Origin of the sequence: Shinella sp. (assembly GCF_035998705.1) — a bacterium.
Taxonomy (GTDB): domain Bacteria; phylum Pseudomonadota; class Alphaproteobacteria; order Rhizobiales; family Rhizobiaceae; genus Shinella.
Genome location: NZ_DASYHH010000022.1, coordinates 166,670 through 191,209, shown reverse-complemented (window position 1 = coordinate 191,209; position 24,540 = coordinate 166,670). Strand labels below are relative to the sequence as shown.

Genomic DNA, 24,540 nt, shown 5'->3' with positions numbered 1-24,540 from the left:
TTGCTGATACTCCCCAAGGGGTATGAATCCCTCCCTCCGTCCCGCTTCGGGGAGCTCTAGGCGTGGCTGAATCTCAAGACGAATTGCTGGTGGCGGCCTGTGCGCGCGTTCGCGAACACCCGCATCCGGCTTACGTCAAGAGCAGCGAGCTGCGCTACCTGGCGGTGAACGACGCCTATGCCCGCCTGTTCGGCCATACGGCTGCGGAGATGATCGGCCTTCGCAGCGACGAGATCGGCGAGGCGCTCGGCCATGGCGACCGGGACGATCCCGAACGCCGCTGCCTGATCTTCGGCAATCCCGAGCGCGCCCGCTACATCCATCCCTTCGGTGGCGGCAGCTTTGAGATCGCGCTGAAACGCGAGCGGATTTCCCCGACGCTGTCGATCCTCGTCGGCCTCTTTACGCCCTCGGTCGAGACGCTGGCCACGACGGTGTGCGCCGCCAATGTGAACGTCGATGCCGTGCGGCCGCCGGCCGCCGCCGCTTACGACGATGACAGGCAGGAGCGCCCCGCCGATCACGTCGAGGGCGCCCTCGATGCGCTCGGCGCCGGCGTCGCCGTCTTCGGCGCCGACAACCGGCTGAGTTATGCAAATCGCAGCATGCGGGAATTCTACCGGACGCTTGTCGGTGAGCTCGCGGATGGGCCGGTGCGCCTGACGACCCTCACCGAGGCGCTGCACGATATCGAAGTGGGGCGCACGCCCGCGGCGGAGCGCGAGCGCTGGGTTGCCGCGCGGCTCGCAAGCTACGACCTGCCCGTCTACGAATCCGTTGCGCGCGTCGCCGGCGGCTGGATGCGCCTTGTCACACAGCGCCGGCCGGATGGCGTGCTCGTGGCACTCAGGCTGGACGTGACGGCGCTCAAGGAAAGCGAAGGGCGGCTGAAGCAGCATTCGCAGGAGATCAGCCTCTACCGGGCGCTGCTCGACGAGCTGCCGGTCGCAAGCTTCATGCGCGACGAGAGCCAGCGCATGATCTTCGCCAACCGGGCCTATGTCGAGATGACCGGCAAGCAGCCGGAACAGCTGCTCGGCCTGTCGACGCTCGAAATGTACCCGGAACAGGGACAGGAATTCCACGAGCAGAACCAGTTCGTGCTCGACACCGGCGAGCTGCTCGAATCCGAGATCGACTATTTCCGTCCCGACGGCTCCACGCTGCCGACGATCTCCCGGCTCTACCGCGTCACCACGCTCGACGAGAAGAGCTACCTGATCGGCTCGATCACCGACACGACGGTGCTGAAGAAGCGCGAAGACCAGCTGATCGAGGCGCAGCGCGCGGCGGAAGCGGCACGCTCCGACCTCGAAAGCATCGTTGCCTCGCTTCCCGTCGGCATCGTCGTCGTTGACGAGACCGGCATCATCGAACTGGTGAACGGCGCCTTCGAAGACCTGTGGAACGGCGAGTTGCCGCCGATCAGGGGCAAGGCGCTCGGCGTGCTTCTGCGCTTCCAGCAGGCACAGGGCGGCACCTGCGAGGACGGCGATTGCGACCAGGGCTACGAGCAGCGCCTTTCCGATATCCGCGCCGGCGAGATGCCGGTGCGCGAAGTGCCCTATGCCAATGGCCGCACGGTGATCGAGGCGGGCTGTGCGATCTCCGGCGGCCGCTGCCTGCTCACCTTCATCGACATCACCGAGCGGCGCGAGCGCGAGCGCGAGGTGCTGGAGACCCGTAGCGCGCTGGAAGAGGTCGGCAGCCTCGTCAAGGATGCGGTCACCTCGATGAGCCAGGGCCTGCTGATCATCGAGGACGACCGGGTCGTGCTCTCCAACGAGGCGCTTGCCACGATGATCGCCATGCCGCGCGAGCTGTTGCAGCCGGGCGCGCTGGTCAAGGACGTGCTGCAAAGCTGCATCGACCGCAAGATCGCCGGCTTCCTCGACGAAGTGCCGGTCGATGCGAGCGATTTCGGGGCGATCCTCTTCACCGGCAAGCCGGCGTCGCTGACCGTGTTCAGCGGCTACCAGCGCTGGCTGCGCCTCGACGTGACGCCGACGAGCCGCGGACGCTCCGTCCTGGTCTTCTCCGATATCACCGACCTCCAGAGCCGTCAGGAGGAGCTGCGCCAGCTCGTCACCCGCGCCGAGACCGCCGACAAGGCGAAGTCGGAATTCCTGGCCAATATGAGCCATGAAATCCGCACGCCGATGAATGGCGTGCTCGGCATGGCGGAGCTGCTCGCCAAGTCCAATCTCGACACGCGGCAGAAAACCTTCATCGACATCATGGTGAAGTCCGGCAATGCGCTGCTGACCATCATCAACGACATCCTCGATTTTTCGAAGATCGATGCCGGCCAGATGACGCTGCGCGACGTCGCCTTCAACCCGGTCGAGGCGATCGAGGACGTGGCGACGCTGCTTTCGGCCAAGGCCGCGGAAAAGGATATCGAGCTCGTCGTGCGCGGCGCGGCCAACATGCCGGCCGCCGTGATGGGCGATGCCGGCCGCTTCCGCCAGATCGTCACCAACCTCGTCGGCAATGCCGTCAAGTTCACCGATCGCGGCCATGTGCTGATCGACCTCGCATGCCACACGAAGGCCGAGGGCGGGGTCGAGATCGTCATCCGCGTCGAGGATACCGGTGCCGGCATCCCGACCGAGAAGATGGAATCGATCTTCGAAAAGTTCTCGCAGGTCGATGCCTCCTCGACCCGTCGCCACGAGGGCACCGGCCTCGGCCTCGCGATCACCGATGGCCTGACGCGGCTTTTCGGCGGCACGCTTGACGCGATGAGCGAGATCGGCAAGGGCTCGGTCTTCACCGCGCGCCTGCCGATGACGCTCGCGGTCGCCGCGCTGCCGGCGCGCATCCTGCCGGCGAAGATGCCGGGCGCGCGCATCCTCGTCGTCGATGCGCACGATCTTTCCCGCAAGGCCTCGCACGACATGCTGCTCGACTGGGGTTTCGATGCGACCGCCGTCGCCTCCGAGGCCGAGGCGCTCGCCGTGCTCGCGGCGGCGACCGGCATGGGCCTTTCGGTGGATGCGATCCTGCTCGATTACCAGCCGGACCACGCGCCCCATTTCATCCGCGCGCTCCGGGAAAGTCCGGCGACGGCCGATGTTTCCGTCATCGTGCTCACCTCGATGAACCTTTCGTCGGAGGACAGGCTCCTGTCCTCGAGCGATATCCAGGCCCATCTCATGAAGCCTGCCCGCGCCGACCTGTTGCGCGAGACGGTTTTCGAGGTGCTGCGCGCGACACGCAGCGTGCGGTCATCCGTGACGGCGCCCGAGGGCAAGGTTCTGCCGCTCCGGACCCATACCGCACCGCCCGGTCCCGCGGCCGTGGAGGGCGAGGTGCTGGACGTGCTGGTCGCCGAGGACAACGAGGTCAACCAGATCCTCTTCACACAGATGCTGATGGCTTCGGGGCTGAGGTTCCGGCTGGCCGGCAATGGCGAGGAGGCGGTGGCGGTCTATCGCGAGAGCCGCCCGCGCATGATCCTGATGGACATTTCCATGCCGGTCATGGACGGCCTGCAGGCGAGCCGGGCGATCCGCGAGATCGAAAGCGGCAGCGGCCACCGCGTGCCCATCGTCGCCGTCACCGCCCATGTGCTCGATGGCGACCGCGAAGAATGCCTTGCCGCCGGCATGGACGACTATCTGGCAAAGCCGATCAGCATCGAGAAGCTGGAAGAAAAGCTCGACCGCTGGCTGAAGCGCGGCAAGGTGCCCGCCGCGACCGGCACCGTGCACTGAGAGCTCAGACCGCCGGCCTTTCCCCGCAGAGCATTTCGCGTTTCCCGGCAAAACCCGGCCGGCGCTCCACCGCAAAACCCGCGGCCGCCAGGTTGCGTCGCACGAAGCCCGCCGCCGCATAGGTCGCGAAGCGCCCGCCGGGCACGGTCAGGCGAAAAACCTCCGCCATGAGCCCGGCCGACCACATGTCCGGATTGCGCGCCGGCGCGAAACCATCGAGATACCAGGCGTCGAAGGGCGTCTCCTCCCGGCCGAGGCTGTCCAGGGCCGCGCCGCAGACGACGGTGAGGCGGACGCGGGGCTCCAGATCGATCTCGACGCGGCCGGCCGGTGCATCCGGCCAGTTTTCGGTGAGGATCACGCGTTCCCGGTCGATCTCCGGCCAGTGCGAGAGCGCCCGGTCGATATCGGCGCGCGCCATCGGATATCGCTCGAAGGAGGTGAAGGAGAGACTTGCTTCCCCCGGCGCTGTGTGCCGCCACTGGCGCCAGGTCTCGCAGAGATTGAGGCCGGTGCCGAAGCCGAGCTCGGCGATGCGGAAGGGGTTTTCGCGTTGCCAGCGGAGCGGCAGGCCGTTGCCGGCGAGGAAGACGTGGCCGCATTCCAGCCGGCCGTCGCTGCGGCAATAAAAGTGGTCGTCAAAGGCCGGGGAATAGGGCATATCGCCCTCGTGCCAGTCGAGGACCGCTTCGTTTTGCGGCATGTTTTCAGGATCGTGCTCAGCCATGGCAAATGCCGATAGTCGCGTGAAGGCCGCCGGTCAACCGGGCGTGGACCTGCTGGTCGTCGGCGGCGGGGTCATGGGCCTGTGGACCGCGCTCTTTGCCGCCCGCGACGGGCTGTCCGTGCGCCTGGTCGAACGTCGCGCGATCGGCGCGGGCGCCAGCGGCGGCGTGCTTGGCGCGCTGATGCCGCACGTGCCGGATCGCTGGAACGCCAAGAAGGCCTTTCAGTTCGCCGCACTGGTCTCGCTCGAAGCGGAGATCGCCGAACTCGAAGCGGGGACGGGGCTGTCCGCCGGCTACCGCCGCTCCGGCCGCTTCATCCCGCTCGTGAAGCCCCACAACCGCGACATCGCGCTCGGCCAGGTGCGGGATGCGCTTTCGGTCTGGAGCACTCCGGACCGCACTTTCGCCTTCGAGGTGCTGGACACCGCGCCCGTTGCCGGTTGGCCCGCCGAAGCGGCGATGGCGCATGGGCTCGTGCACGATCACCTCGCCGCCCGCCTTGCGCCGCGCAGCCTGCTGGCCGCCTTGCGCGCGGCGCTCGACCGTTTGCCGAATGTTGCTATTGTCGAGGGTGTCGGCGTCGAGACGATCGAGCCTGCCACCGGTCTCGCCCGCTTCGATGATGGCACCAGCCTGAGCTTCGGCCATTGCGTTCTGGCTGCCGGCGTCGAGACCTTCGGCCTGCTCGCATCCCTCAACCCGCCGCTCGCAAAGCCGGTCGGTGCCGCGGTCAAGGGGCAGGCCGCGCTTCTGAAGGCGGCTGTCGATCCGGCGCTGCCCGTGATTTTCGCCGACGGCCTCTACATCGTGCCGCATGAAAACGGCCTCGTCGCCATCGGCAGCACCAGCGAAAACAGCTTTGCCGATCCGCTGGCAACCGACGCCCTGCTCGATGCCCTCATCGACAAGGCAAGACGCATGGCGCCGGCGCTTGCCGATGCGCCCGTGGTGGAGCGTTGGGCGGGCCTGCGTCCCAAGGCGATCGGCCGGGAGCCGATGGTCGGCCTTCATCCGGATCATGTGAACATCAGCCTGATGACCGGCGGCTTCAAGGTGAGTTTCGGCATGGCGCATGCCCTAGCGCATCAGGTTCTGAACGAAATCAAGGGCGGCACGCTTGGCGTGCCGCCCTCGTTCACCGTCGCAGCCCACCTGGAGGAGGCCGGACGGGATTAGTCCGCTTTTACATCCAGTAGGGCGGCACGCCGTAATAGTCGCTGATCACCTTGCCGTTGCGGCGGTTCCAGTCGTATTCCGCGTCGCTTTCATAGTGCGGCGCATTTTCGACCTGTTCCTTCGTCACATCGACGCGGTAGCCGCCGAGGCCTTCGTCATAGTTCAGCTTGCCCCAGGGCAGCGGATAATGATCGTGACCGATGCCCAAAAAACCGCCGAAGCTCAGCACGGCGTAGGATACACGACCGCTGCGCTTGTCGAGGATCAGGCGTTCCACCGAGCCGATATGCTTGCCATCGGCGCCGTAGACACTTGTGCCTTCCACCTTGTCGCTGGAAATCAGGTCCTGGGTTTCGCGAATATTTGCGTCCTGCATGGCCATAGGTGTTTCTCCTTGCTTGTGATGGACAGGAAACGGCGCAAGGCGGTATTGGTTCCTCAATGCCCATTTCCGAGGTGACAGAATGACCGAGAAGACTTACGCGCGCGACCTGATCGGCTATGGCCGCAACCCGCCGAAAGTGCGCTGGCCGGGCGACGCCCGCATCGCCGTGCAATTCGTGGTGAATTACGAAGAGGGCGGCGAAAGCTGCATCCTCGATGGCGACGCGGCCTCGGAAAACCTGCTCTCGGAAATCGTCGGCGGAGCCGCCTGGCCGGGCCAGCGCAACCTCAACATGGAATCGATCTACGAATACGGTTCGCGCGCCGGTTTCTGGCGGCTGCATCGCCTGTTCACCAGCCGCAACGTGCCCGTCACCGTCTATGGCGTGACGCTCGCCATGGCGCGCAACCCGGATGCCGTCGCTGCCATGAAGGAAGCGGACTGGGAAATCGCCAGCCACGGCTACCGCTGGCTGGAATACAAGGATTTTTCGGAAGAGAAGGAGCGCGAGCACATCCTCGAAGCGGTGCGCCTGCACAAGGAACTGACCGGTTCGCACCCGCTCGGCATGTACCAGGGCAAGCCCTCCGAAAACACCTTGCGCCTCGTCATGGAGGAGGGCGGTTTCGTCTATTCCTCCGATTCCTATGCCGACGATCTGCCCTACTTCGTGCCGGGCCTCGACGGCAAACCCTTCCTGATCATTCCCTACACGCTCGAAACGAACGACATGCGCTTCGCCACGCCGCAGGGTTTCAACGCCGGCGACCAGTTCTTCACCTACCTGAAGGACGCCTTCGACGTGCTCTACCAGGAGGGCAAGGAGGGTAGCCCGAAGATGCTCAATATCGGCCTGCACTGCCGCCTCGTCGGCCGCCCCGGCCGTGCCGCGGCGCTCGCCCGCTTCGTCGATTACGTGCTGGAGCACAAGAAGGTGTGGATCCCGCGCCGCATCGATATCGCGCATCACTGGATCGAGAACCACCACCCGACGACGGGCAAGAGCGCATGATCGACCGCGCCGACTTCCTCGCCCGTTTCGGCGGCGTCTTTGAGCACTCGCCGTTCATTGCCGAGCGGGCGCTCGATGCGGGCGCGCTCGCGCTGCCGCTGACGGCGGACGGCGTGCATGCGGCGCTGACGGACGCCTTCCGCAAGGCGAGCGCCGCAGAACAGCTCGGCGTGCTCACCGCCCATCCGGACCTCGCCGGCAAGCTGGCCATTGCCGGCGGGCTGACCGAGGACAGCCGGAAGGAGCAGGCGGGCGCCGGCCTCGACCGGCTGAGCCCGGACGAACACGCCCGTTTCACCGCGCTCAACGCCGCCTATGTGGAAAAATTCGGTTTCCCCTTCATCATCGCGGTAAAGGGGCTTACCAAGGACGATATTCTCGCGGCCTTCGAAGTCCGCGTCGGCAACACGACCGACGAGGAATTCGAAACCGCGAAAACCCAGGTGGAGCGCATCGCGCTCCTCAGATTGAAAGCTGCTCTCCCCGGAGATTGACAATGCCCGACGACCGAACGACCGCCCTTCCTCTCCCCGGTAGGGCCGTCTGATGGCTGAAAGACTGACCATCCAGCCGCTGACACGAGAGGCCTTCGCGCCCTTTGGTACGGTGATCGAAGCCGATCCCGCATCGATGCGCCATATCAACGGCGGCACGACGGAGCGGTATCATGCGCTCGCCGAGGCCGAGGCCGTCGGCGAAGATGCGAAGGTGATCATCAACCTGTTCCGCGGCGCCCCGCGCGCCTTCCCTTATTCTGTCGACATGATGGAGCGCCATCCCTTCGGCAGCCAGAGCTTTTCGCCGATCGACGACCGACCCTGGCTGGTAATCGTGGCGGAGGACGAGGACGGCAGGCCGGGCCGGCCGCAAGTGTTTCGCGCCGGCGGACGGCAGGGCGTCAACTACCGCCGCAATGTCTGGCACCATCCGCTGATGACGCTCGAGGCGCCGAGCGACTTCCTCGTCGTCGACCGCCTCGGCGGCGGCGTCAACCTGGAAGAGTTCTTCTTCGAGACCCCGTTCATCATCGAGCAACCCTGAGAGAGAAGCATGAACAAGCCCGGCCGCCTCACGACCCATGTGCTCGACACCGCGCTCGGCAAGCCGGCCGCCGGCCTGAAGATCGACCTCTACTGGATCGAGAACGAGGAGCGCCAGCATATCCTGAGCGCGGTGACGAACGATGACGGCCGGGTCGATGCGCCGCTGGTCGAAGGCGTCGGCTTCATGGCCGGCACCTATGAACTGGTGTTCCACGCCGGTGACTATCTGCGCGCCTCCGGGGCCGACGTCACCGAACCCGCCTTCCTCGACCGTATCCCGCTGCGCTTCGGCGTGGCCGACCCGTCGAGCCACTATCACGTGCCGCTGCTGCTCTCGGCCTACAGCTACTCGACCTATCGCGGCAGCTAAAGGGCCGCTTTCATCGCCTTGCCCGCCACATAGGTTTCGCGCACCGCGCGGTCATCGCCCATCGTCTGGAGCAGGAAGAGTTCGTCGGTGAGCGAGCGCACCACTTCCATCTTCAGCGCCATGGCCGGCGTGGCGGCGGCGTCGAGCACCACGAAGTCGGCATCGGTGCCGGCCTCCAGCGTGCCGATGCGGTCGGCGAGTGACAGGGCCTCCGCATTGCCGAGCGTCATGTGATAAAAACTGTCGAACGGGTTCAGCCGCTCGCCGAGCAATTGCTGGATCTTGTAGGCCTCGTCCAGCGTCTTCAGCATGGAATAGCTCGTGCCGCCGCCGATATCGGTGGCGACAGCGATGCGGACCGGCTTCTCCCGCCGCGACAGCGCCTTCAGGGGGAACAGGCCGGAGCCGAGGAAGAGGTTGGAGGTGGGGCAGTGCACCGCTACGGCACCCGCCTCGCTCATCGCGTCGGCCTCGCGGTCCGAGAGATGGATGCAGTGGCCGAACAGGCTCTTGCGCCCGAGCAGCCCATATTTCGCATAGACATCCGTATAGTCGATCGCATCCGGATAGAGCTCGCTGGTGAAGCGGATCTCGTCGTGGTTTTCGGAGAGATGTGTCTGGATGTGCAGGTCCGGGAATTCGCGAGCGAGTGCCGCCGCCATCTCCATCTGCGCCGGCGTCGAGGTGATGGCGAAGCGCGGGGTGATGGCGACATGGTTGCGGCCCTTGCCGTGCCATTCGGCGATCACCGAGCGGGTCTCGTCATAGCCCATTTCCGGCGTGTCGAGCAGGCCCTGCGGCGCATTGCGGTCCATCATCACCTTGCCGCCGACCATGCACATGCCGCGCGCCAGCGCCTCCGCGAAATAGGCATCGGCGGAGGCCTTGTGCACCGAGCAATAGGCGACCGCCGTCGTCGTGCCGTGGCGGATCATCTCGTCGTAGAAGTGGCGGGCGATACGGGCGGCATGCGCGCTTTCGACGAAGCGGCATTCTTCCGGAAACGTATAGGTGTTCAGCCATTCCAGCAGGTTGGCGGCATAGGAGCCGATCACCTGCATCTGTGGGAAATGCACATGCGTGTCGATGAGGCCGGGCAGGATGAGATGCGGGCGGTGGTCGATTTCTTCAACGTCGTCCGGCGCGGCGGCACGCACTTGCGCATAGGGGCCGGAGGCCGCGATCCGGCCGTCCTCGACCAGCAGTCCTCCATCCTCCTCGTAGCGGTAGCTCGCCGCGTCGTCGATCGCGTCCGGCCGGCGGAGGAAGGAGAGCAACCGCCCGCGGATGAGGGTTTTCGTCATGGGGTTAGCTTCCTTCAGCGGATGTCTCGAACCAGGCGGTGATGAGCGCGCGCTCTTGCTTCGTCATGCCGGTGACATTGCCCGGCGGCATGGCGTGGCTGCGGCCCGCCTGCAGATAGATCTCGCGGGCATGGAGGGCAATCGCCGAATCGCTTTCGAAGATCACATCCTTCGGCGCCGCGCGCACGCCCTCCCAGACGGGCTCCGCCGCATGGCACATCGAACAGCGCGTCGAGACGAGATCGCGAACCGCCGGGAAATGGTCGTTCGAGGCGAAGCGCTGGGCCGATGGCGCAAGGCCCGCGCTTTCCCCGGTCAGCACCTTCGGCACGGTGGAAAGCCACATGATGAGCACGAAGAGGAGGGCGGTGACGAGCCAGGTCCAGGTCGGCTTGCCTTTGCGGGCATGCGTCGTGTTGAACCAGTGCCGGATCGTCACGCCCATCAGGAAGACCAGCGCCGCGATGATCCAGTTGAAGGCCGTCGCGAAGGCGAGCGGATAGTGGTTCGACAGCATGAAGAAGATGACGGGCAGCGTCAGGTAGTTGTTGTGCGTCGAGCGCTGCTTGGCGATGACGCCGTATTTCGGGTCGGGAATGCGCCCGGCGATCAGATCCGCCACCACCACCCGCTGGTTCGGCATGATGATGAAGAAGACGTTGGCCGACATGATCGTCGCCGTGAACGCTCCGAGATGCAGGAAGGCGGCACGGCCGGTGAAGACCTGCGTATAACCCCAGGCCATGGCGACGAGGATGAAATAGAGGACGATCATCAACCCCCAGGTGTTTTTTCCCAGCGGCGACTTGCAGAGCAGGTCATACAGAATCCAGCCGAGGCCGAGCGAGGCGAGCGAGATGAGGATCGCCACCGGCGTCGAGACGTCGAGTACGTTGCGGTCGATCAGGAAGAGGTCCGCGCCGCCGTAATAGACCAGACAGAGCAGCGCGAAGCCGGAGAGCCACGTCATGTAGCTCTCCCATTTGAACCAGGTCAGGTGTTCCGGCATCGAGGCCGGCGCCACGAGATATTTCTGGATATGGTAGAAGCCGCCGCCATGCACCTGCCATTCCTCGCCGTAAGCGCCGGGTGGCAGATGCGGCCGCTTCACCAGGCCGAGATCGAGCGCGATGAAGTAGAAGGACGATCCGATCCAGGCGATGGCCGTAATGACATGCAGCCAGCGGACCGCGAAGGTCAGCCATTCCCAGGCGATGGCATATTCATACATCTGCGCGCGTTCCCTTCCGTCCTGTCTCCCAGTGTGCACATTGCGCAATATTCGCGGGCGAGGGAAGGGAGCCGACTCAGGATATGGCGACGATCTCCAGTTCCTGTTCACCGACGCTCACGACGTCGCCGACCGCCTTGCCCATAAGGATGCGTGCCACCGGCGAGACGTAGGAGATCGAACCGGCCTTGGGGTCCGCCTCGTCCTCGCCGACGATGCGGTAGGTCTGGGTGCGGCCGTCGTCGCGGCTGAAGGTGACGGTGCTGCCGAAGGCGACGGTGTCGCTCGACGCCGGGTCGGGCATGACCTGCGCCGTGTGAACCCGTTCGGCGAAATAACGCAGGTCGCGCAGCGGACCGGCCGTCTGCCGGCGCCGTTCATTGATGTCCTCGACCGTGCTTGCGGCCTCGCTGGCCGCGCGCGCCTCGGCAAGCTGCGTTTCGAGCGCCTTCAGGCCTGCCTGCGTTACCAGGTTCGGATGCGGCGAAATCGGCCGGTCGGGCAGCTGGGTTTCCGCTGCCGCTTCGGCACTTTCTTCCTTCATGAAGGCAACGCTCAAGATCAAAACTCCATTTCCATTCTGTCGGCGCGAACCATCTTACGCCTCTGTCGGCAGGGTCGCCAGAATCCACTCGCGAAACGCGCGGATCTTCAAAATGTTGCGACGGTTCTCCGGGTAGGCCAGCCAGTAGTCGCGTCCGTCGTTGCAGGTCAGCGTAAACGGCTGGAAGAGCAGGCCGGCGGCGACCTCCGCCCGGAAATGGCCGGGATTGAGGATCGCCACCCCCTGGCCGGCCATCGCCACCTGCGCGTCGATCGTCTGCACGCCGAGTTCGTTGGGGGGATAGCGTCCGAGATCCGGATTGTCGATGCCGGCGGCGGAAAACCAGGTGCGCCACCAGATGTCCGGCGGGCTGATGATCGGCAGTTTCAGGAGGTCGGCCGGCTCATGCACGCCGCCGATCGTCTCTGCCAGCGCCGGGCTCAACATTGGTCCGAAATCCATGCGCATGACGCGGTGGCATTCGAGGCCCGGCCAGTCGCCCTTGCCCCAGCGGATCGAGACATCCGCCTCCTCCCTGGAAAAGTCGATCAGGTCCTGCGAGGTGGAAAGCCTGACGGCGATGCTGGGATGTTTGAGCTGGAAATCGCCGAGCGTGCGGCTCAGCCATTGCGTGGCGAAGGTGGGCGTCGAGTGGATGTGCAGCTTCTGCTCGGCCGCCCCGCGCAAGTCCGCCACCGCTTCCGCGAGCTTGGCAAGCCCTTCGGCGACCTTGGGCGCAAGCCGTTCGCCTGCCTCGCTCAGCATCACCTGCCGCGGCTGGCGCAGGAACAGCGTCTCGCCCAGCGTCTCCTCCAGGAGCTTCACCTGGTAGCTGACGGCCGTCTGCGTCATGCCGAGCTCGTCGCCGGCGCGGGTGAAGCTCGCATGCCGCGCGGCGGCCTCGAAGACGCGGAGCGCATTCAGCGGGAAGTTGCGCGACATCTTCATGGCCAAGTTCTCTTCATGCATGCAGACAAAGGTTCGATTGGAATTTCATCACCTTTCGGCGCACCCTGCAAGCAATGGAAAAGAATTTACGAGGTTCTCCCAATGACATGCATCACCGAAGACGCGCCGATGGGCGCGCTGGAATTCCGCAGGCCCGGCTTGTGGCATAAGCTCTCTCTCGTCTTTCGCAGGAAGAAGAGAGATCGCGCTCCCAGGCTCGACCCGCGCGCGCTGTCCGACTACATGAAGCGCGACCTCGGATTTCTCGACGGCCGCGGTTAGCGGTTGCGCCACGCCGCGAAGGCGAGCAGAACTTCGGAGGCGGTCATCGCGGCGATGACCTCCGGGCGCTTGTCATCGACATCAGTGCCGCCGATCGGCAGGACCAGCCGGTCGGCCTCCGCGCGATCCACACCCTGCTCCTCGAGATGATGGAGGAAGGAGCCGCGCTTCGACTTGGACCCGACCATGCCGATATAGGCGAAGTCCTTGCGCTTGAGCGCTTCGTGCCCGATCAGGAAATCGAGGGCGTGATCATGCGTGACGATGACCACGGCGGAACCCGCCGGGATATCCGCGATCAGCGATTCCGGCATGGCGGCGATGCGGCGATGAACCTCCGAGGTCAACTGGTCGAGTTCGGTTTCCCGCGCCTCCACGACGAAGACCTTGAGCGGCAACAGCGTGAGCGCCTCGGCGAGCGCCCGGCCGACATGGCCGGCGCCGAATACCCAGACCTGCGGCTTGCGCCGTTCTTCTTCCGCCACCCGCGCGTCGAGTGCCGCGCGCGCGGCCTCGTCGGCAAAGGTGAAGGTGAGCTCGACGCGGCCGCCGCAGCATTGGCCGATATCGGGGCCGAGGGGGATGGCGAGGTGCGGCTCGCCGCCGGCATTGCCCAGCATTTTCCGCGCGTTGTCGATCGCCATATATTCGAGCTGGCCGCCGCCGACGGTGCCGTGGATTTCGCTCGGCGCCACCAGCATGAACGTGCCTTCGTCGCGCGGTGCGGAGCCTTTGACGGCGGTAATATCGACGATGACGACACGGTGTTCCCGGGCCAGAAAGCCCTCAAGACTGTCCTGCAGAAAGTTCATCTTTACTCTTCTTTTTGTGCCTTCAGCCATTCGATGGCCATCAGGACGCGTTCCGGCGTGGCCGGCGCATCGAGTTTCGGGCATTGGCGGTAGCCGGCGGTGCTGGCGACGGCCATGGAAAGTGCTTCCAGGACGGAGACCGCCAGCATGAAGGGCGGCTCGCCGACGGCCTTGGAACGGCCGATCGTCGGCTCGGCCGCTTCCGCCCATTCGGCGAGCTTGACGTTGAAGATTTTCGGGCGGTCGGAGGCGAGCGGGATCTTGTAGGTGGAGGGAGCGTGCGTGCGCAGCCTGCCCTTGCCGTCCCACCACAGTTCCTCCGTCGTCAGCCATCCCATGCCCTGCACGAAGGCGCCCTCGACCTGACCCTTGTCGATCGCCGGGTTCAGCGAGCGGCCGACATCGTGCAGGATATCGACGCGATCGACGAGATATTCGCCGGTCAGCGTGTCGATCGAGACTTCCGAGACCGAGGCGCCATAGGCGAAATAGTAGAAGGGCGTGCCCATGCCCTTCGCCCGGTCCCAATGGATTTTCGGCGTCTTGAAAAAGCCCGCGGCGGAAAGCTGTACGCGCGCCATATAGGCCTGCTTGACGAAGTCCGCGAAGGGGATGAGCGCATCGCCGACGCGCACATGATGCGGCACGAAGGCGACGTCTTCCGGCGCCACGCCCCATTTTTCAACGGCGAAGGCGACGAGGCGCTGCTTGATCTGGCGCGCGGCGTCATAGGCCGCCATGCCGTTCAGGTCCGAGCCGGAGGAGGCGGCGGTGGCGGACGTGTTCGGCACCTTGGCCGTCGTCGTCGCGGTGATTTTCACCCGCGATATATCGACCTGGAAGGCATCGGCGAGCACCTGTGCCACCTTGCTGAACAGGCCCTGGCCCATCTCCGTGCCGCCATGGTTCAGGTGGATCGAGCCGTCCTGGTAGACATGCACCAGCGCGCCCGCCTGATTGTACCAGGTGGCGGTGAAGGAAATGCCGAACTTGACCGGCGTCAGCGCAATGCCCTTGCGGATCACGCGGCTTTTTTCGTTGAACGCGAGGATGGCCTGGCGGCGCGCCTGATAGTCGGACGACGTTTCCAGCTCGTCCACGATGCGGTGGATGATGTTGTCCTCGACCGTCTGGTGATAGGGCGTCAGCACGCGGTCGGAGCCGGGCAGGCCGTAGAAATTCGCCTTGCGGATCTCCAGCGGGTCCTTGCCCAGCGCGTAGGCGATCTCCTCGATGATGCGCTCGCCGCCGACCAGCCCCTGCGGCCCGCCGAAACCGCGGAAGGCGGTGTTGGAGACGGTGTGTGTCTTCAGCGGCTGCGAGGTGAGCAGCACGTGCGGGTAGAAATAGGCATTGTCCGCATGGAACAGCGCGCGGTCGGTTACCGGGCCGGAGAGGTCCGAGGAATAGCCGCAGCGCGCGGCATAGTTCGCCTTCACCGCCTGGATGCGGCCTTCGTCGTCATAGCCTGCCTCGTAGTCGACGAGGAAATCGTGCCGCTTGCCGGTCGCCGTCATGTCCTCGTCGCGGTCCGGGCGGAATTTGACGGCACGGTTGAGTTTCTTCGCGGCGACGGCGGCGAGTGCGGCAAACTGGTTCGACTGCGTCTCCTTGCCGCCAAAGCCGCCGCCCATGCGGCGCACCTGCACGGTCACGGCATTTGAAGGCACGCCGAGAACGTGGCCGACCATGTGCTGCACCTCGCTCGGATGCTGGGTGGAGGACCAGACGGTGACCTCGTCGTCTTCTCCAGGAATGGCGAGCGCGATATGGCCTTCGAGATAAAAATGATCCTGCCCGCCGACGCGCATCTGGCCCTTCAGCCGGTGCGGCGCCGTTTCGAGCGCGGCTTCCGCATCGCCGCGCTTCAGCGTCAGCGGTTCGGTGACGAGCGCCGCGCCATGGGCGAGCGTGTCGGTGACATCGGTCCAGTGCGGCAGGTCGCGGTAGTCGATCTTCGCCAGCCGGGCGGCGCGGCGCGCTATGTCGCGGGTCTCGGCGATGACGCAGAAGATCGCCTGGCCGTGAAACTCGACCTTATCCTCCGCCAGCACCGGCTCGTCGTGGCGGCCGGAGGGGCTGATGTCGTTGACGCCGGGCATGTCGGCGCCGGTCAGCACCAGCACGACGCCGGGATAGGCCTTTACGGCGGACAGATCGACGGCAAGAATGTCCGCATGCGCCCGGTCGCTCATGCCGAGCGCCGCATGCAGCGTACCTTCGGGCTCCGGCATGTCGTCGATATAATCGGCGGTGCCTGCGACATGCTTGTGCGCCGAATCGTGGCGCAGCGATGCGTGCATGGGGGCGGAGATCGTCTTGCGGTCTTCGAAGGCGGACCGGTCCATCAGCGGGGTCCTCCCAGCGTGATGGTGTGTCGCCCCTGCCTCGAGATGAAGGAGAGATTACCCGAGGCACCCCCCTCTGCCCTGCCGGGCATCTCCCCCTCAAGGGGGGAGATCGGATGGAGCGCCGTGTCGCCAATCAATGACGTTGCAGTGAGAGCAAGGTCTGGGCCTCTTGCCGATCTCCCCCCTTGAGGGGGAGATGCCCGGCAGGGCAGAGGGGGGTGTTGTCTTGCCGGTCTTATGGAGGCCTTGTTCAAAAGCATCATCATGCCACCTCCTCGAACCGCCGCAGCTGGGCGGTTTCGCCGGAGGTTTCGAGATGGAACCGCGTCAGCAGGTTCTTCGCCGCCAGCATGCGGTAGTCGGCCGTGGCGCGCCAGTCGGTCAGCGGCTTGTAGTCCGCGTCGAAGGCCGTCCGGGCGGCGTCGATGGTGGCTTCCGTCCAGGGTTTGCCGAGGAGAGCGGCTTCGACATTGCTCGCCCGCTTCGGCGTGCCGGCCATGCCGCCGAAGCAGAGGCGGGCGTCGGTGACGGTGCCGTCCGGCGAAAGTGTTACGCGGAAAGCGCCGCAGAGTGCGGAAATGTCCTCGTCGCGGCGCTTGGTGATCTTGTAGACGGCGAAGTGGGTGTTGGCGGGAAGGGCAGGCACGAAGAGGCTTTCGACGAATTCGTGCGCGCGGCGATCCTGCTTGCCGTAGTCGATGAAGTAGCTTTCCAGCGGCAATTCGCGCCGGCCGTCTTTGGAGCGCAGGGTGAGCGTCGTGCCAAGCGCGATCAGCGGCGGCGGGGTGTCGCCGATGGGCGAGCCGTTGGCGATGTTGCCGCCGATCGTGCCAATGTTGCGCACCTGCTCGCCGCCGATGCGGTCGATCAGCGGGCGGAGCGCCGGTATCAAACGACAGAGTGCGTCGAAAGCCTGGCTGTAGGTGACGCCGGCGCCGATGCGGATGCCGCCCGCCGTCTCCTCGATCGATTGCAGTTCAGTGAGGTGGTTGATGAAGACGACGGGGTTGAGGTCGCGGAACTGTTTGGTGACCCAGAGGCCGACATCGGTGGAGCCGGCGACGACGGTGGCTTTTGGCTCATCCGCCAGAATGCCCGCGAGATCGTCGAGCGAGGCTGGCACGATCACCCGGCCGTCGCCGTCGCCGATGCGGATGGTTTCCGTCGGCGCGAGCGCCGTAAGCTTCGCCAGCATCTCGGTCCGTGTGCGCTCGATGGGATCGAACACGGCGCTCGGCCGCGCCTCCGCTATCGCTTCTGCCGCGCGGACGATCGGCTCGTAGCCGGTGCAGCGACAGAGATTGCCTTGCAGCGCCTTTTCGATGCGCGCGCGGTCCGGCGCCGGATCGGCAAGCCAGAGGCCATAGAGCGACATGACGAAACCGGGCGTACAGAAGCCGCATTGCGAGCCGTGATAGTCCACCATCGCCTGCTGCACCGGATGCAGCAGGCCGTCGGCGCCCGCCAGATGTTCGACGGTGACGACATGGGTCGCATTCATCGAGCCCAGCAGGCGGATGCAGGCATTGACGCTCTCATAGGCAAGCCGGCCCTCGACCACGCGGCCGACCAGCACGGTGCAGGCGCCGCAGTCGCCCTCCGCGCAGCCTTCCTTGGTGCCGGTGAGGCGGCGGCGCAGCCGCAGCCAGTCGAGCAGGGTGCCCGTCGGCGACACATGGCGGAGCGCGATGTCCTCGCCATTGAGGATGAAGCGGATGCTGCCAGTGTCCATTTTTATCCTTATTGCGCGGTCCAGCCGCCATCGACGGATATATGGGTGCCGGTGATCGATTTTGCCGCATCGCTCGCGAGGAACAGCGCGATGGCCGCGACCTCGTCGACGCCGACGAATTCCTTGGTGGCCTGGAATTTCAGCATGACGTCGTTCTTCACCTCGGCCTCGCTGATGCCGCGCGCCTTTGCCGTGTCGGGGATCTGCTTTTCGACGAGCGGCGTCAGCACGTAACCGGGGCAGATGGCGTTGGCGGTGATGCCGTTTTCGGCCACTTCCAGCGCCACGGTCTTCGTCAGCCCCATGATGCCATGTTTCGCCGCGACATAGGCCGCCTTGAACGGCGAGGCGACGAGGCCGTGTGCGGAGGCGACGTTGATGATGCGGCCAAAACCCTTGCGCTTCATGTGCGGAATGGCGTTGCGGATGGTGTGGAACGAGCTCGACAGGTTGATCGCGATGATCTGGTCCCACTTTTCCGGCGGAAAGTCCTCGATCTTCTCGACATGCTGGATGCCGGCATTGTTGACGAGGATGTCGACGCCGTCGAACTCTTCCACGGCCGTCTGGATGAGGTCGGAGATTTCGTGCGGCTTGGTCATGTCGGCCGGATGGTAGATGACGCGGCCCTTGCCGAGGCCGTCGAGCTTGGCGCGCGCCGCCTCGATCTCGGCGGCCGCGCCAAAACCGTTGATCACGACATTGGCGCCACCTTCCGCGAAGGCGGTGGCGATGGCGAGGCCGATGCCGCTGGTGGAGCCGGTTACGACGACACTCTTCATGCTTTTCAACTCCCGATATGCTGCTTCGCGTCAGCCTACGCCTAAAAACAACGCGATGACAATTGCGTTTTCCGCGCTGTAGAGTGGCGTGGGGCGGGTAGCGCGATTTGCGTTTTATTTTCCTTTGACATTCGTTTTGATGTCGTATTGAAGATTCCGAAGGGTCTGGGAGCGACCTTCAGCTGGGAGGCAAGTATGGGCGGATATGTTCTCGCGATCGATCAGGGCACGACATCGAGCCGGGCGATCGTCTTCGACGGCAACCAGAAGGTCGTCGGATCCGGCCAGAAGGAATTCACGCAGATCTTTCCGCAATCCGGCTGGGTCGAGCACGATCCGGAAGAGATCTGGGACAGCGTCGTCTGGTCGGTCAAGGCCGCGCTGAAGAAGGCCGACGTGAAGGCCGCCGACATTTCCGCCATCGGCATCACCAACCAGCGCGAGACGGTCGTCGTCTGGGAGCGCGAGAGCGGCAAGCCGATCCACAATGCCATCGTCTGGCAGGACCGCCGCACCGCCTCCTATTGCGAGAAGCTGAAGAAGCAGGACCTCGAAAAGACCTTTACCAAGAAGACCGGCCTGCTGCTCGATCCCTATTTCTCCGGCACCAAACTGTCGTGGATGCTCTCCAACGTGAAGGGTGCGCGGGCGCGCGGCGCCAAGGGCGATCTCTGCTTCGGCACCATCGACACCTTCCTGATCTGGCGGCTGACGGGCGGCAAGTCGCATGTCACCGATGCCACCAATGCCAGCCGCACGCTGATGTACAACATCGCGGCGAACGATTGGGACAACGAGCTCCTCGACATCCTGCGCGTGCCGAAGGCCATGCTGCCGGAGGTGCTGGATTGCGCGGCCGATTTCGGCGTGACGGAAAAGGGTCTGTTCGGTGCGGAAATCCCGATCCTCGGCGTGGCCGGCGATCAGCAGGCGGCCACCATCGGCCAGGCCTGCTTCGAACCGGGCATGATGAAATCCACCTACGGCACCGGCTGCTTCGCGCTGCTCAACACCGGCGCCGATATGGTGCGCTCGAAGAACCGCCTGCTCACCACCATCGCCTACCGGCTCGACGGCGAGACGACCTATGCGCTGGAAGGCTCGATCTTCATCGCAGGGGCGGCCGTGCAATGGCTGCGCGACGGGCTGAAGGTCATCAAGGCCGCGCCCGATACCGGCGAGCTTGCGGCACAGGCCGACCCGACGCAGAACGTCTACCTCGTGCCCGCCTTCACCGGGCTCGGCGCGCCGCACTGGGACCCGGAGGCCCGCGCCGCGATCTACGGCATGACGCGCAATACCGGCCCCGCGGAATTCGCCCGCGCGGCGCTGGAGGCCGTCTGCTACCAGACGCGCGACCTGCTCGACGCCATGCACAAGGACTGGAAGGCCAACGGCAAGGAAACCGTGCTGCGCGTCGACGGCGGCATGGTCGCCTCCGACTGGACCATGCAGCGCCTCGCCGACATCCTGGACGCGCCGGTGGACCGCCCGACCATCCTGGAGACGACGGCGCTCGGTGCGGCGTGGCTTGCGGGCCAGCGTGCCGGTGTCTGGCCGGACCGCAAGGGTTTTGCCAAGTCCTGGGCGCGCGATAGGCGCTTCGAGCCGAAGATGGACGAGAAGACGCGGGCCACGAAGATCAAGGGCTGGAAGGATGCTGTGCGGCGGACGCTGAGCGACGGATAAACCGACTACGCCTCAAGAGTAACGAATTCCGAGGGCCGGCCGGCGACATTCCATGCTTTCATTTCGTCAAGGCGCTCCTGCGTGGGAAGGTTTAGCGCCTCCTTTTCCGAGTGCCCTTCGTGAATTTTCTTTTCTGTCATCCACCCGAGGAAAGTGGCATAGTCGGAAATCAGTCGTGCTGGTCCGGGCGCATTGACTCCAGCCTCCACGCGAAAGAAATCCCGCACCTTCTTGATTACTATTTCATAATCATCCCGATGCGATTCGACATCTTGCCCGGCAATGTCGGAAAGCGAACGTTTCAGATCATAGGGATCGCGCTCAAATATCAGAAACTTCTTCTTCTCCGCCTGCGCAATTCCGCTTCGGCGATATCCGAGATCGAGCCCGAGTTCGAATGGCATATTCATACGGAATGTTTCGCCCACGCCGGTCGATTTGCAGCGAGACAGATCATGAACCGAAAACTGCGCCTGCTTGATCAGCCCGATTATTTTGTCTAAACGATTTTCTCCGGCCTCCAGCCTTTCGCTGGCAAGGTGAGGCGTGAATCCAAAGTAGGTTATGCAAAAAACAATCGCTTCAAGAAGCGGAGCGAATTCTGAATCAAAAGGGCAATTGACGAAGACATTCTTGTTAAGGGGCTCGTCGCTCAAAGGCTATCCTTTGGAGCTTCTTGGATCATTTCCGTACGAAACGCGATCGCGAATCCTACCATTTGCTCCATGGATATAAAGCTCGGCGCCTTGATTGCGGGCAATTTCTTTTGCAACTTTTATAGCTTCGCCCTGCGTTGAAAAAGTGTGCGAAGCTCGTGACGAGCCCGCTTGGCGAACACTCCATTTTCCGCTGCTAGGCACTACGTGCTGACTCTTACGGGACATACAAAATCTCCACGAAAACCCGAAATTAAAGATAGCAATTTTCTTGCTTTCTTCCAAGGCGCTTGTCTCCTTGCGATCTTCTTTTAGCCCCTTCATCCAACCATCAAAAATATTCCGTTCCGCCCTGTCGGCTGAGACGCTACTTCTACGTCTTCCAACCAACGGGAGTTCACCATGCTGTATGCCGTTCTTTGTTACGATGACGAAAATGAAGTCAGCGCCTGGAGCAAGGAGCTTGACGAGAGGGTCATGGCCGATCTGGGCGCCGTCAACCAGCGTTATGCGGAGGCCGGCAAGCTTGGGCCGGTCGCGCGGCTGATGCCGACCACGGCGGCTGTCACCGTGCGCAAGGGTGCGACGGACGATATCGTCATGGACGGGCCTTTTGCCGAAACCAAGGAACAGTTCCTCGGCTTCTTCGTCATCCAGGTGGAAACGCTGGAGGAGGCGATCACCTTTGCGCGCGAGCTTTCCGCCGCCAATCCGGCCAACGGCACCTATGAAATCCGACCGTTGCAGTTCTTCAATCCGGGAGTACCGATAAAATGACCGAGCTTGCCTGGATCGATCTGGCGCTGACGTCGGCACGGCCGCAGGCCATGGGGGCGCTGCTACGCTACTTCCGCAACCTCGACCTTGCGGAGGAGGCTTTTCAGGAGGCCTGCCTTCGCGCGCTGAAAAACTGGCCCGAAAAAGGTCCGCCGCGCGATCCGGCAGCATGGCTGATCTTCGTCGGCCGTAACAGCGGCATCGACCAGGTGAGGAAGCGCGCCAAGCACCAGCCGCTTCCTCCCGAGGAGGTGCTTTCCGATCTTGAGGATACGGAGAGCGACCTCGCGGACCGGCTGGACGGCGCGCATTACCGCGACGATATCCTGCGCCTGCTCTTCGTCTGCTGCCATCCGGACCTGCCGGCGACGCAGCAGATCGCGCTGGCACTGCGCATCGTCTCCGGCCTTTCGGTCAAGCAGATCGCGCGCGCCTTCCTCGTTTCGGAAGCGGCGATGGAGCAGCGCATCACCCGGGCGAAGGCGAAGGTGGCGGCGGCCGGCATTCCCTTCGAGACGCCGGATGCGGTGGCGCGGGCCGAACGGCTCGGCATCGTCGCGGCGATGATCTATCTCGTCTTCAACGAGGGTTATTCGGCCGGCGTGCCGGAGCGGGCGGATGCGCCGTTCTGTGCGGAAGCGATCCGGCTCTGCCGGCTGCTGCTCACGCTTTTTCCCTCCGAACCGGAGATCATGGGGCTAACGGCGCTGATCCTCATCCAGCATTCGCGGCTTGCGGCGCGCTTCGACAAGCAGGGCCAGATCGTGCTGCTCGAAGACCAGGACCGTGCGCTTTGGGACCGCGGCCTGATCGACGAGGCGCTGGTGCTGATCGACAAGGCGATCCGCCATCGCAGACCGGGCGCCTTCCAGATCCAGGCGGCGATCGTAGCCCTGCATGCCCGCGCCAAAACGGCGGCGGAGACGGACTGGCTGCAGATCGACCTGCTCTACCAGACGCTGGAACGCCTCCAGCCGTCGCCGGTGGTGCGGCTCAACCGGGCGGTCGCCGTTTCGAAGCGCGAGGGGCCGGAGGCGGCACTGGCGCTGGTCGAGCCGCTGGCGGAGAAGCTCAACGGCTATTTCTATTTTCATGGCCTGCGCGGCGGCCTTCTGAAGCAACTCGGCCGCTACCGCGAGGCGCATGAGGCCTTCGACCGCGCCATTGCGCTCGCCACCACGCCGGCCGAGGCCGCGCATATCCGCCAGCATCTCGACAGCGTGCAGCGCGAAATGGCGAATGCGGAAAATAATCCGGCTTCGCTGTCGGTTCTGCCGCCCGCCGGCCGTCCTTGATACGAACCGACCGATCACACCCAAAGAGGAAACGGACCATGACCGACACCAACGAAATCAAGCCCGCCAACAACCGCGAACTGGTGCTGACCCGCGTGCTGAACGCCACGCCCGCCCAGCTCTTCAAGGCCTGGACGACGCCGGAGATCCTGAAGGAGTGGTTCATGCCGAAGCCCTATGCGCTCGCGCTCGTGGACATGGAGCCGCGCGACGGCGGCAAGTTCCGCACCGTCATGACCGGTCCGGACGGTTTTCACATGGACAGCACGGGCGTGTTCCTGAAGGTGGAGAAGGACAAGCGCATCATCACCACGGATGCCTTCGGCCCGGACTGGAAGCCGACGGAAAAGGCCTTCTTCAGCGCTGAAATCCTGTTCGACGACCTCGGCAACGGCCAGACCCGCTACACCGCCATCGCGCGCCACTGGAATGTCGAGGATGCCGAGGCGCATGAGAAGATGGGCTTCCATGAAGGCTGGGGGCAGGTGGCGACCCAGCTGGAAGAGGTCGCCTCGAAGCTCTGAACGGACGAGCAGGGCGGGCCCGTTCCCTTTCGGTAAACACACTGTTTCCCCATCCGCCCTTTCAAACCGCCGCCGCGGGACATATGTCCGGTCAGATCCCTCTTGTCCGGAACATCCCATGGAACTTGGCCTCTACACATTTGCCGACGTCGATCCCAATGCTGCCGACAAGGGGCGGGAAGGGGAGCGGCGGCTGAAGAACCTTTTGGAAGAGATCGAGCTTGCCGATCAGGTCGGGCTCGATGTCTTCGGGCTGGGCGAACATCACCGGCCGGATTATGCGGCGTCCGCACCCGCCGTGGTGCTGGCGGCAGCGGCGGCGCGGACAAAGAACATCCGGCTGACGAGCGCGGTGACGGTGCTGTCGTCGGACGATCCGGTGCGGGTGTTCCAGCAATATTCGACCGTCGACCTTATCTCGGGCGGCCGGGCGGAGATCATGGCGGGGCGCGGCTCCTTCATCGAATCCTTCCCGCTCTTCGGTTATGCGCTCGACGATTACGACAAGCTCTTCGAGGAGAAGCTGGACTTGCTGCTGGCGTTGAACGAGAGCGAAAAGGTCTCGTGGAACGGCACGATGCGGCCGCCGCTGCCGGGGCTCGGCGTCTATCCGCGCCCGGCGCATGGCAGGCTGCCGATCTGGATCGCCGTCGGCGGCACGCCGCAATCGGTGGCGCGCGCGGGCGCCTATGGCCTGCCGCTGGCGCTTGCCATCATCGGCGGCACGCCGTCGCGGTATGCGCCGCTTTTCGATCTCTACCGCGAGGCCGCGCGTCGCGCCGGGCAGGACGAGGCGAAGCTGAAGACCAGCATCAACGTGCACGGCTTCATTGCCGACACGACGGAAGCGGCGGCCGATGCCTTCTACGGGCCGCAGGCGGAAGTGATGAACCGCATCGGCCGCGAACGCGGCTGGGGGCCGACGAGCCGGGCGCAGTTCGACCAGTCGACCGGCCCGACGGGGCACCTTTTCCTCGGCGATCCGGAGACGGTGGCGAGGAAGATCGCGGCGCATCAGCGGATTTTCAAGAACGACCGCTTTCTGCTCCAGATGGCGATCGGCCCGATGCCGCATGACAAGATCATGCGCGGCATCGAGCTTTACGGCACGAAGGTCGCGCCGCTGGTGCGCGAGATGCTGGCGGAGGCGCCGGCGGCCGCTTCGGCCTGACAAGGGTTC

24 protein-coding genes are annotated in these 24,540 nt (G+C 64.6%); 12 read left to right on the top strand and 12 right to left on the bottom strand.

Annotated features, from left to right (window positions below; translation table 11 throughout):
- Positions 1-62 precede the first annotated feature (62 nt).
- The gene (locus VGN93_RS17560; protein ID WP_327508456.1) at positions 63-3,719 is read left to right on the top strand and encodes a PAS-domain containing protein; all 3,657 of its coding nucleotides are present in this window, start codon (positions 63-65) and stop codon (positions 3,717-3,719) included.
- Positions 3,720-3,723: 4 nt separating this feature from the next.
- On the opposite strand, the gene mnmD is transcribed toward VGN93_RS17560, so the two are convergent.
- On the bottom strand, positions 3,724-4,446 hold the full coding sequence (mnmD, locus tag VGN93_RS17555) for a tRNA (5-methylaminomethyl-2-thiouridine)(34)-methyltransferase MnmD (RefSeq protein WP_327508455.1): 723 nt from the start codon (positions 4,444-4,446) through the stop codon (positions 3,724-3,726).
- Here mnmD and VGN93_RS17550 point away from each other — a divergent pair.
- A complete protein-coding gene (locus VGN93_RS17550) occupies positions 4,445-5,623 on the top strand; it encodes an FAD-dependent oxidoreductase (RefSeq protein ID WP_327508454.1) in 1,179 nt (392 codons plus the stop codon). The genes mnmD and VGN93_RS17550 overlap by 2 nt on opposite strands.
- A 7-nt stretch (positions 5,624-5,630) precedes the next feature.
- Here VGN93_RS17550 and VGN93_RS17545 read toward each other — a convergent pair whose 3' ends face one another.
- Positions 5,631-6,005, bottom strand: a complete 375-nt coding sequence (locus tag VGN93_RS17545; RefSeq protein ID WP_319324135.1) for a PRC-barrel domain-containing protein — start codon at positions 6,003-6,005, stop codon at positions 5,631-5,633.
- 82 nt (positions 6,006-6,087) lie between these two features.
- Between VGN93_RS17545 and puuE the strand changes: the two genes are divergently transcribed.
- Genes puuE through uraH form a run of 4 tightly spaced genes read left to right on the top strand, consistent with a single transcriptional unit; the run spans position 6,088 to position 8,433 of the window.
- Complete coding sequence (gene puuE, locus VGN93_RS17540) at positions 6,088-7,020, top strand: allantoinase PuuE (protein WP_327508453.1); 933 nt, start codon at positions 6,088-6,090, stop codon at positions 7,018-7,020.
- Positions 7,017-7,514 carry a 2-oxo-4-hydroxy-4-carboxy-5-ureidoimidazoline decarboxylase gene (gene uraD / locus VGN93_RS17535; protein WP_327508452.1) on the top strand — a complete coding sequence of 166 codons (498 nt, stop codon included), beginning with the start codon at positions 7,017-7,019 and terminating at the stop codon, positions 7,512-7,514. Before puuE ends, uraD begins: the two co-directional genes overlap by 4 nt.
- Positions 7,515-7,566: 52 nt before the next feature.
- Entirely contained in the window at positions 7,567-8,061 is a 495-nt protein-coding gene (locus tag VGN93_RS17530) for an ureidoglycolate lyase (protein WP_327508451.1), read from the top strand.
- Between the two features lie 9 nt (positions 8,062-8,070).
- Positions 8,071-8,433: a hydroxyisourate hydrolase gene (gene uraH / locus VGN93_RS17525; RefSeq protein ID WP_327508450.1), complete on the top strand. Its 363-nt coding sequence runs from the start codon at positions 8,071-8,073 to the stop codon at positions 8,431-8,433.
- Here the strand turns inward: uraH and guaD are convergent.
- The 4 genes from guaD to VGN93_RS17505 all read right to left on the bottom strand — a co-directional run bounded on the left by guaD (position 8,430) and on the right by VGN93_RS17505 (position 12,460).
- Positions 8,430-9,737 (bottom strand): guanine deaminase, encoded by a 1,308-nt coding sequence (gene guaD / locus VGN93_RS17520; protein WP_327508449.1) that lies wholly within the window; start codon positions 9,735-9,737, stop codon positions 8,430-8,432. The genes uraH and guaD overlap by 4 nt on opposite strands.
- 4 nt (positions 9,738-9,741) lie before the next feature.
- Positions 9,742-10,968, bottom strand: coding sequence for a urate hydroxylase PuuD (gene puuD, locus VGN93_RS17515; protein ID WP_327508448.1), 1,227 nt, complete (start codon positions 10,966-10,968; stop codon positions 9,742-9,744).
- Between the two features lie 76 nt (positions 10,969-11,044).
- Complete coding sequence (greA, locus tag VGN93_RS17510) at positions 11,045-11,527, bottom strand: transcription elongation factor GreA (RefSeq protein ID WP_319324142.1); 483 nt, start codon at positions 11,525-11,527, stop codon at positions 11,045-11,047.
- A 39-nt stretch (positions 11,528-11,566) separates the two neighbouring features.
- Positions 11,567-12,460 carry a LysR substrate-binding domain-containing protein gene (locus tag VGN93_RS17505; protein ID WP_327508447.1) on the bottom strand — a complete coding sequence of 298 codons (894 nt, stop codon included), beginning with the start codon at positions 12,458-12,460 and terminating at the stop codon, positions 11,567-11,569.
- A 102-nt stretch (positions 12,461-12,562) separates the two neighbouring features.
- On the opposite strand from VGN93_RS17505, the gene VGN93_RS17500 reads away from it, so the two are divergent.
- The gene (locus VGN93_RS17500; RefSeq protein WP_319324144.1) at positions 12,563-12,742 is read left to right on the top strand and encodes a hypothetical protein; all 180 of its coding nucleotides are present in this window, start codon (positions 12,563-12,565) and stop codon (positions 12,740-12,742) included.
- On the opposite strand, the gene xdhC is transcribed toward VGN93_RS17500, so the two are convergent.
- The 4 genes from xdhC to VGN93_RS17480 all read right to left on the bottom strand — a co-directional run bounded on the left by xdhC (position 12,739) and on the right by VGN93_RS17480 (position 18,419).
- A complete protein-coding gene (gene xdhC, locus VGN93_RS17495) occupies positions 12,739-13,554 on the bottom strand; it encodes a xanthine dehydrogenase accessory protein XdhC (protein ID WP_327508446.1) in 816 nt (271 codons plus the stop codon). The two genes, VGN93_RS17500 and xdhC, sit on opposite strands and share 4 nt — an antisense overlap.
- Positions 13,555-13,556: 2 nt before the next feature.
- Positions 13,557-15,902 (bottom strand): xanthine dehydrogenase molybdopterin binding subunit, encoded by a 2,346-nt coding sequence (gene xdhB, locus VGN93_RS17490; protein WP_327508445.1) that lies wholly within the window; start codon positions 15,900-15,902, stop codon positions 13,557-13,559.
- 265 nt (positions 15,903-16,167) lie between these two features.
- Complete coding sequence (gene xdhA, locus VGN93_RS17485) at positions 16,168-17,637, bottom strand: xanthine dehydrogenase small subunit (RefSeq protein WP_327508444.1); 1,470 nt, start codon at positions 17,635-17,637, stop codon at positions 16,168-16,170.
- A gap of 8 nt (positions 17,638-17,645) precedes the next feature.
- The gene (locus VGN93_RS17480) at positions 17,646-18,419 is read right to left on the bottom strand and encodes a 3-hydroxybutyrate dehydrogenase (RefSeq protein WP_327508443.1); all 774 of its coding nucleotides are present in this window, start codon (positions 18,417-18,419) and stop codon (positions 17,646-17,648) included.
- 195 nt (positions 18,420-18,614) lie between these two features.
- On the opposite strand from VGN93_RS17480, the gene glpK reads away from it, so the two are divergent.
- Positions 18,615-20,108, top strand: coding sequence for a glycerol kinase GlpK (gene glpK, locus VGN93_RS17475; RefSeq protein WP_327508442.1), 1,494 nt, complete (start codon positions 18,615-18,617; stop codon positions 20,106-20,108).
- Positions 20,109-20,113: 5 nt separating this feature from the next.
- Here the strand turns inward: glpK and VGN93_RS17470 are convergent, their stop codons facing one another.
- On the bottom strand, positions 20,114-20,764 hold the full coding sequence (locus VGN93_RS17470; RefSeq protein ID WP_327508441.1) for a hypothetical protein: 651 nt from the start codon (positions 20,762-20,764) through the stop codon (positions 20,114-20,116).
- 3 nt (positions 20,765-20,767) lie between these two features.
- Positions 20,768-21,049 carry a DUF2188 domain-containing protein gene (locus tag VGN93_RS17465; RefSeq protein WP_327508440.1) on the bottom strand — a complete coding sequence of 94 codons (282 nt, stop codon included), beginning with the start codon at positions 21,047-21,049 and terminating at the stop codon, positions 20,768-20,770.
- 117 nt (positions 21,050-21,166) lie between these two features.
- Between VGN93_RS17465 and VGN93_RS17460 the strand changes: the two genes are divergently transcribed.
- The 4 genes from VGN93_RS17460 (at position 21,167) to VGN93_RS17445 (ending at position 24,531) form a co-directional block, all read left to right on the top strand.
- A complete protein-coding gene (locus tag VGN93_RS17460) occupies positions 21,167-21,541 on the top strand; it encodes a YciI family protein (RefSeq protein WP_327508439.1) in 375 nt (124 codons plus the stop codon).
- On the top strand, positions 21,538-22,836 hold the full coding sequence (locus tag VGN93_RS17455; protein WP_327508438.1) for an RNA polymerase sigma factor: 1,299 nt from the start codon (positions 21,538-21,540) through the stop codon (positions 22,834-22,836). Before VGN93_RS17460 ends, VGN93_RS17455 begins: the two co-directional genes overlap by 4 nt.
- 38 nt (positions 22,837-22,874) lie before the next feature.
- Positions 22,875-23,360, top strand: a complete 486-nt coding sequence (locus VGN93_RS17450; RefSeq protein ID WP_319324862.1) for an SRPBCC family protein — start codon at positions 22,875-22,877, stop codon at positions 23,358-23,360.
- 118 nt (positions 23,361-23,478) lie between these two features.
- A complete protein-coding gene (locus tag VGN93_RS17445; protein WP_327508437.1) occupies positions 23,479-24,531 on the top strand; it encodes an LLM class flavin-dependent oxidoreductase in 1,053 nt (350 codons plus the stop codon).
- Positions 24,532-24,540 lie beyond the last annotated feature (9 nt).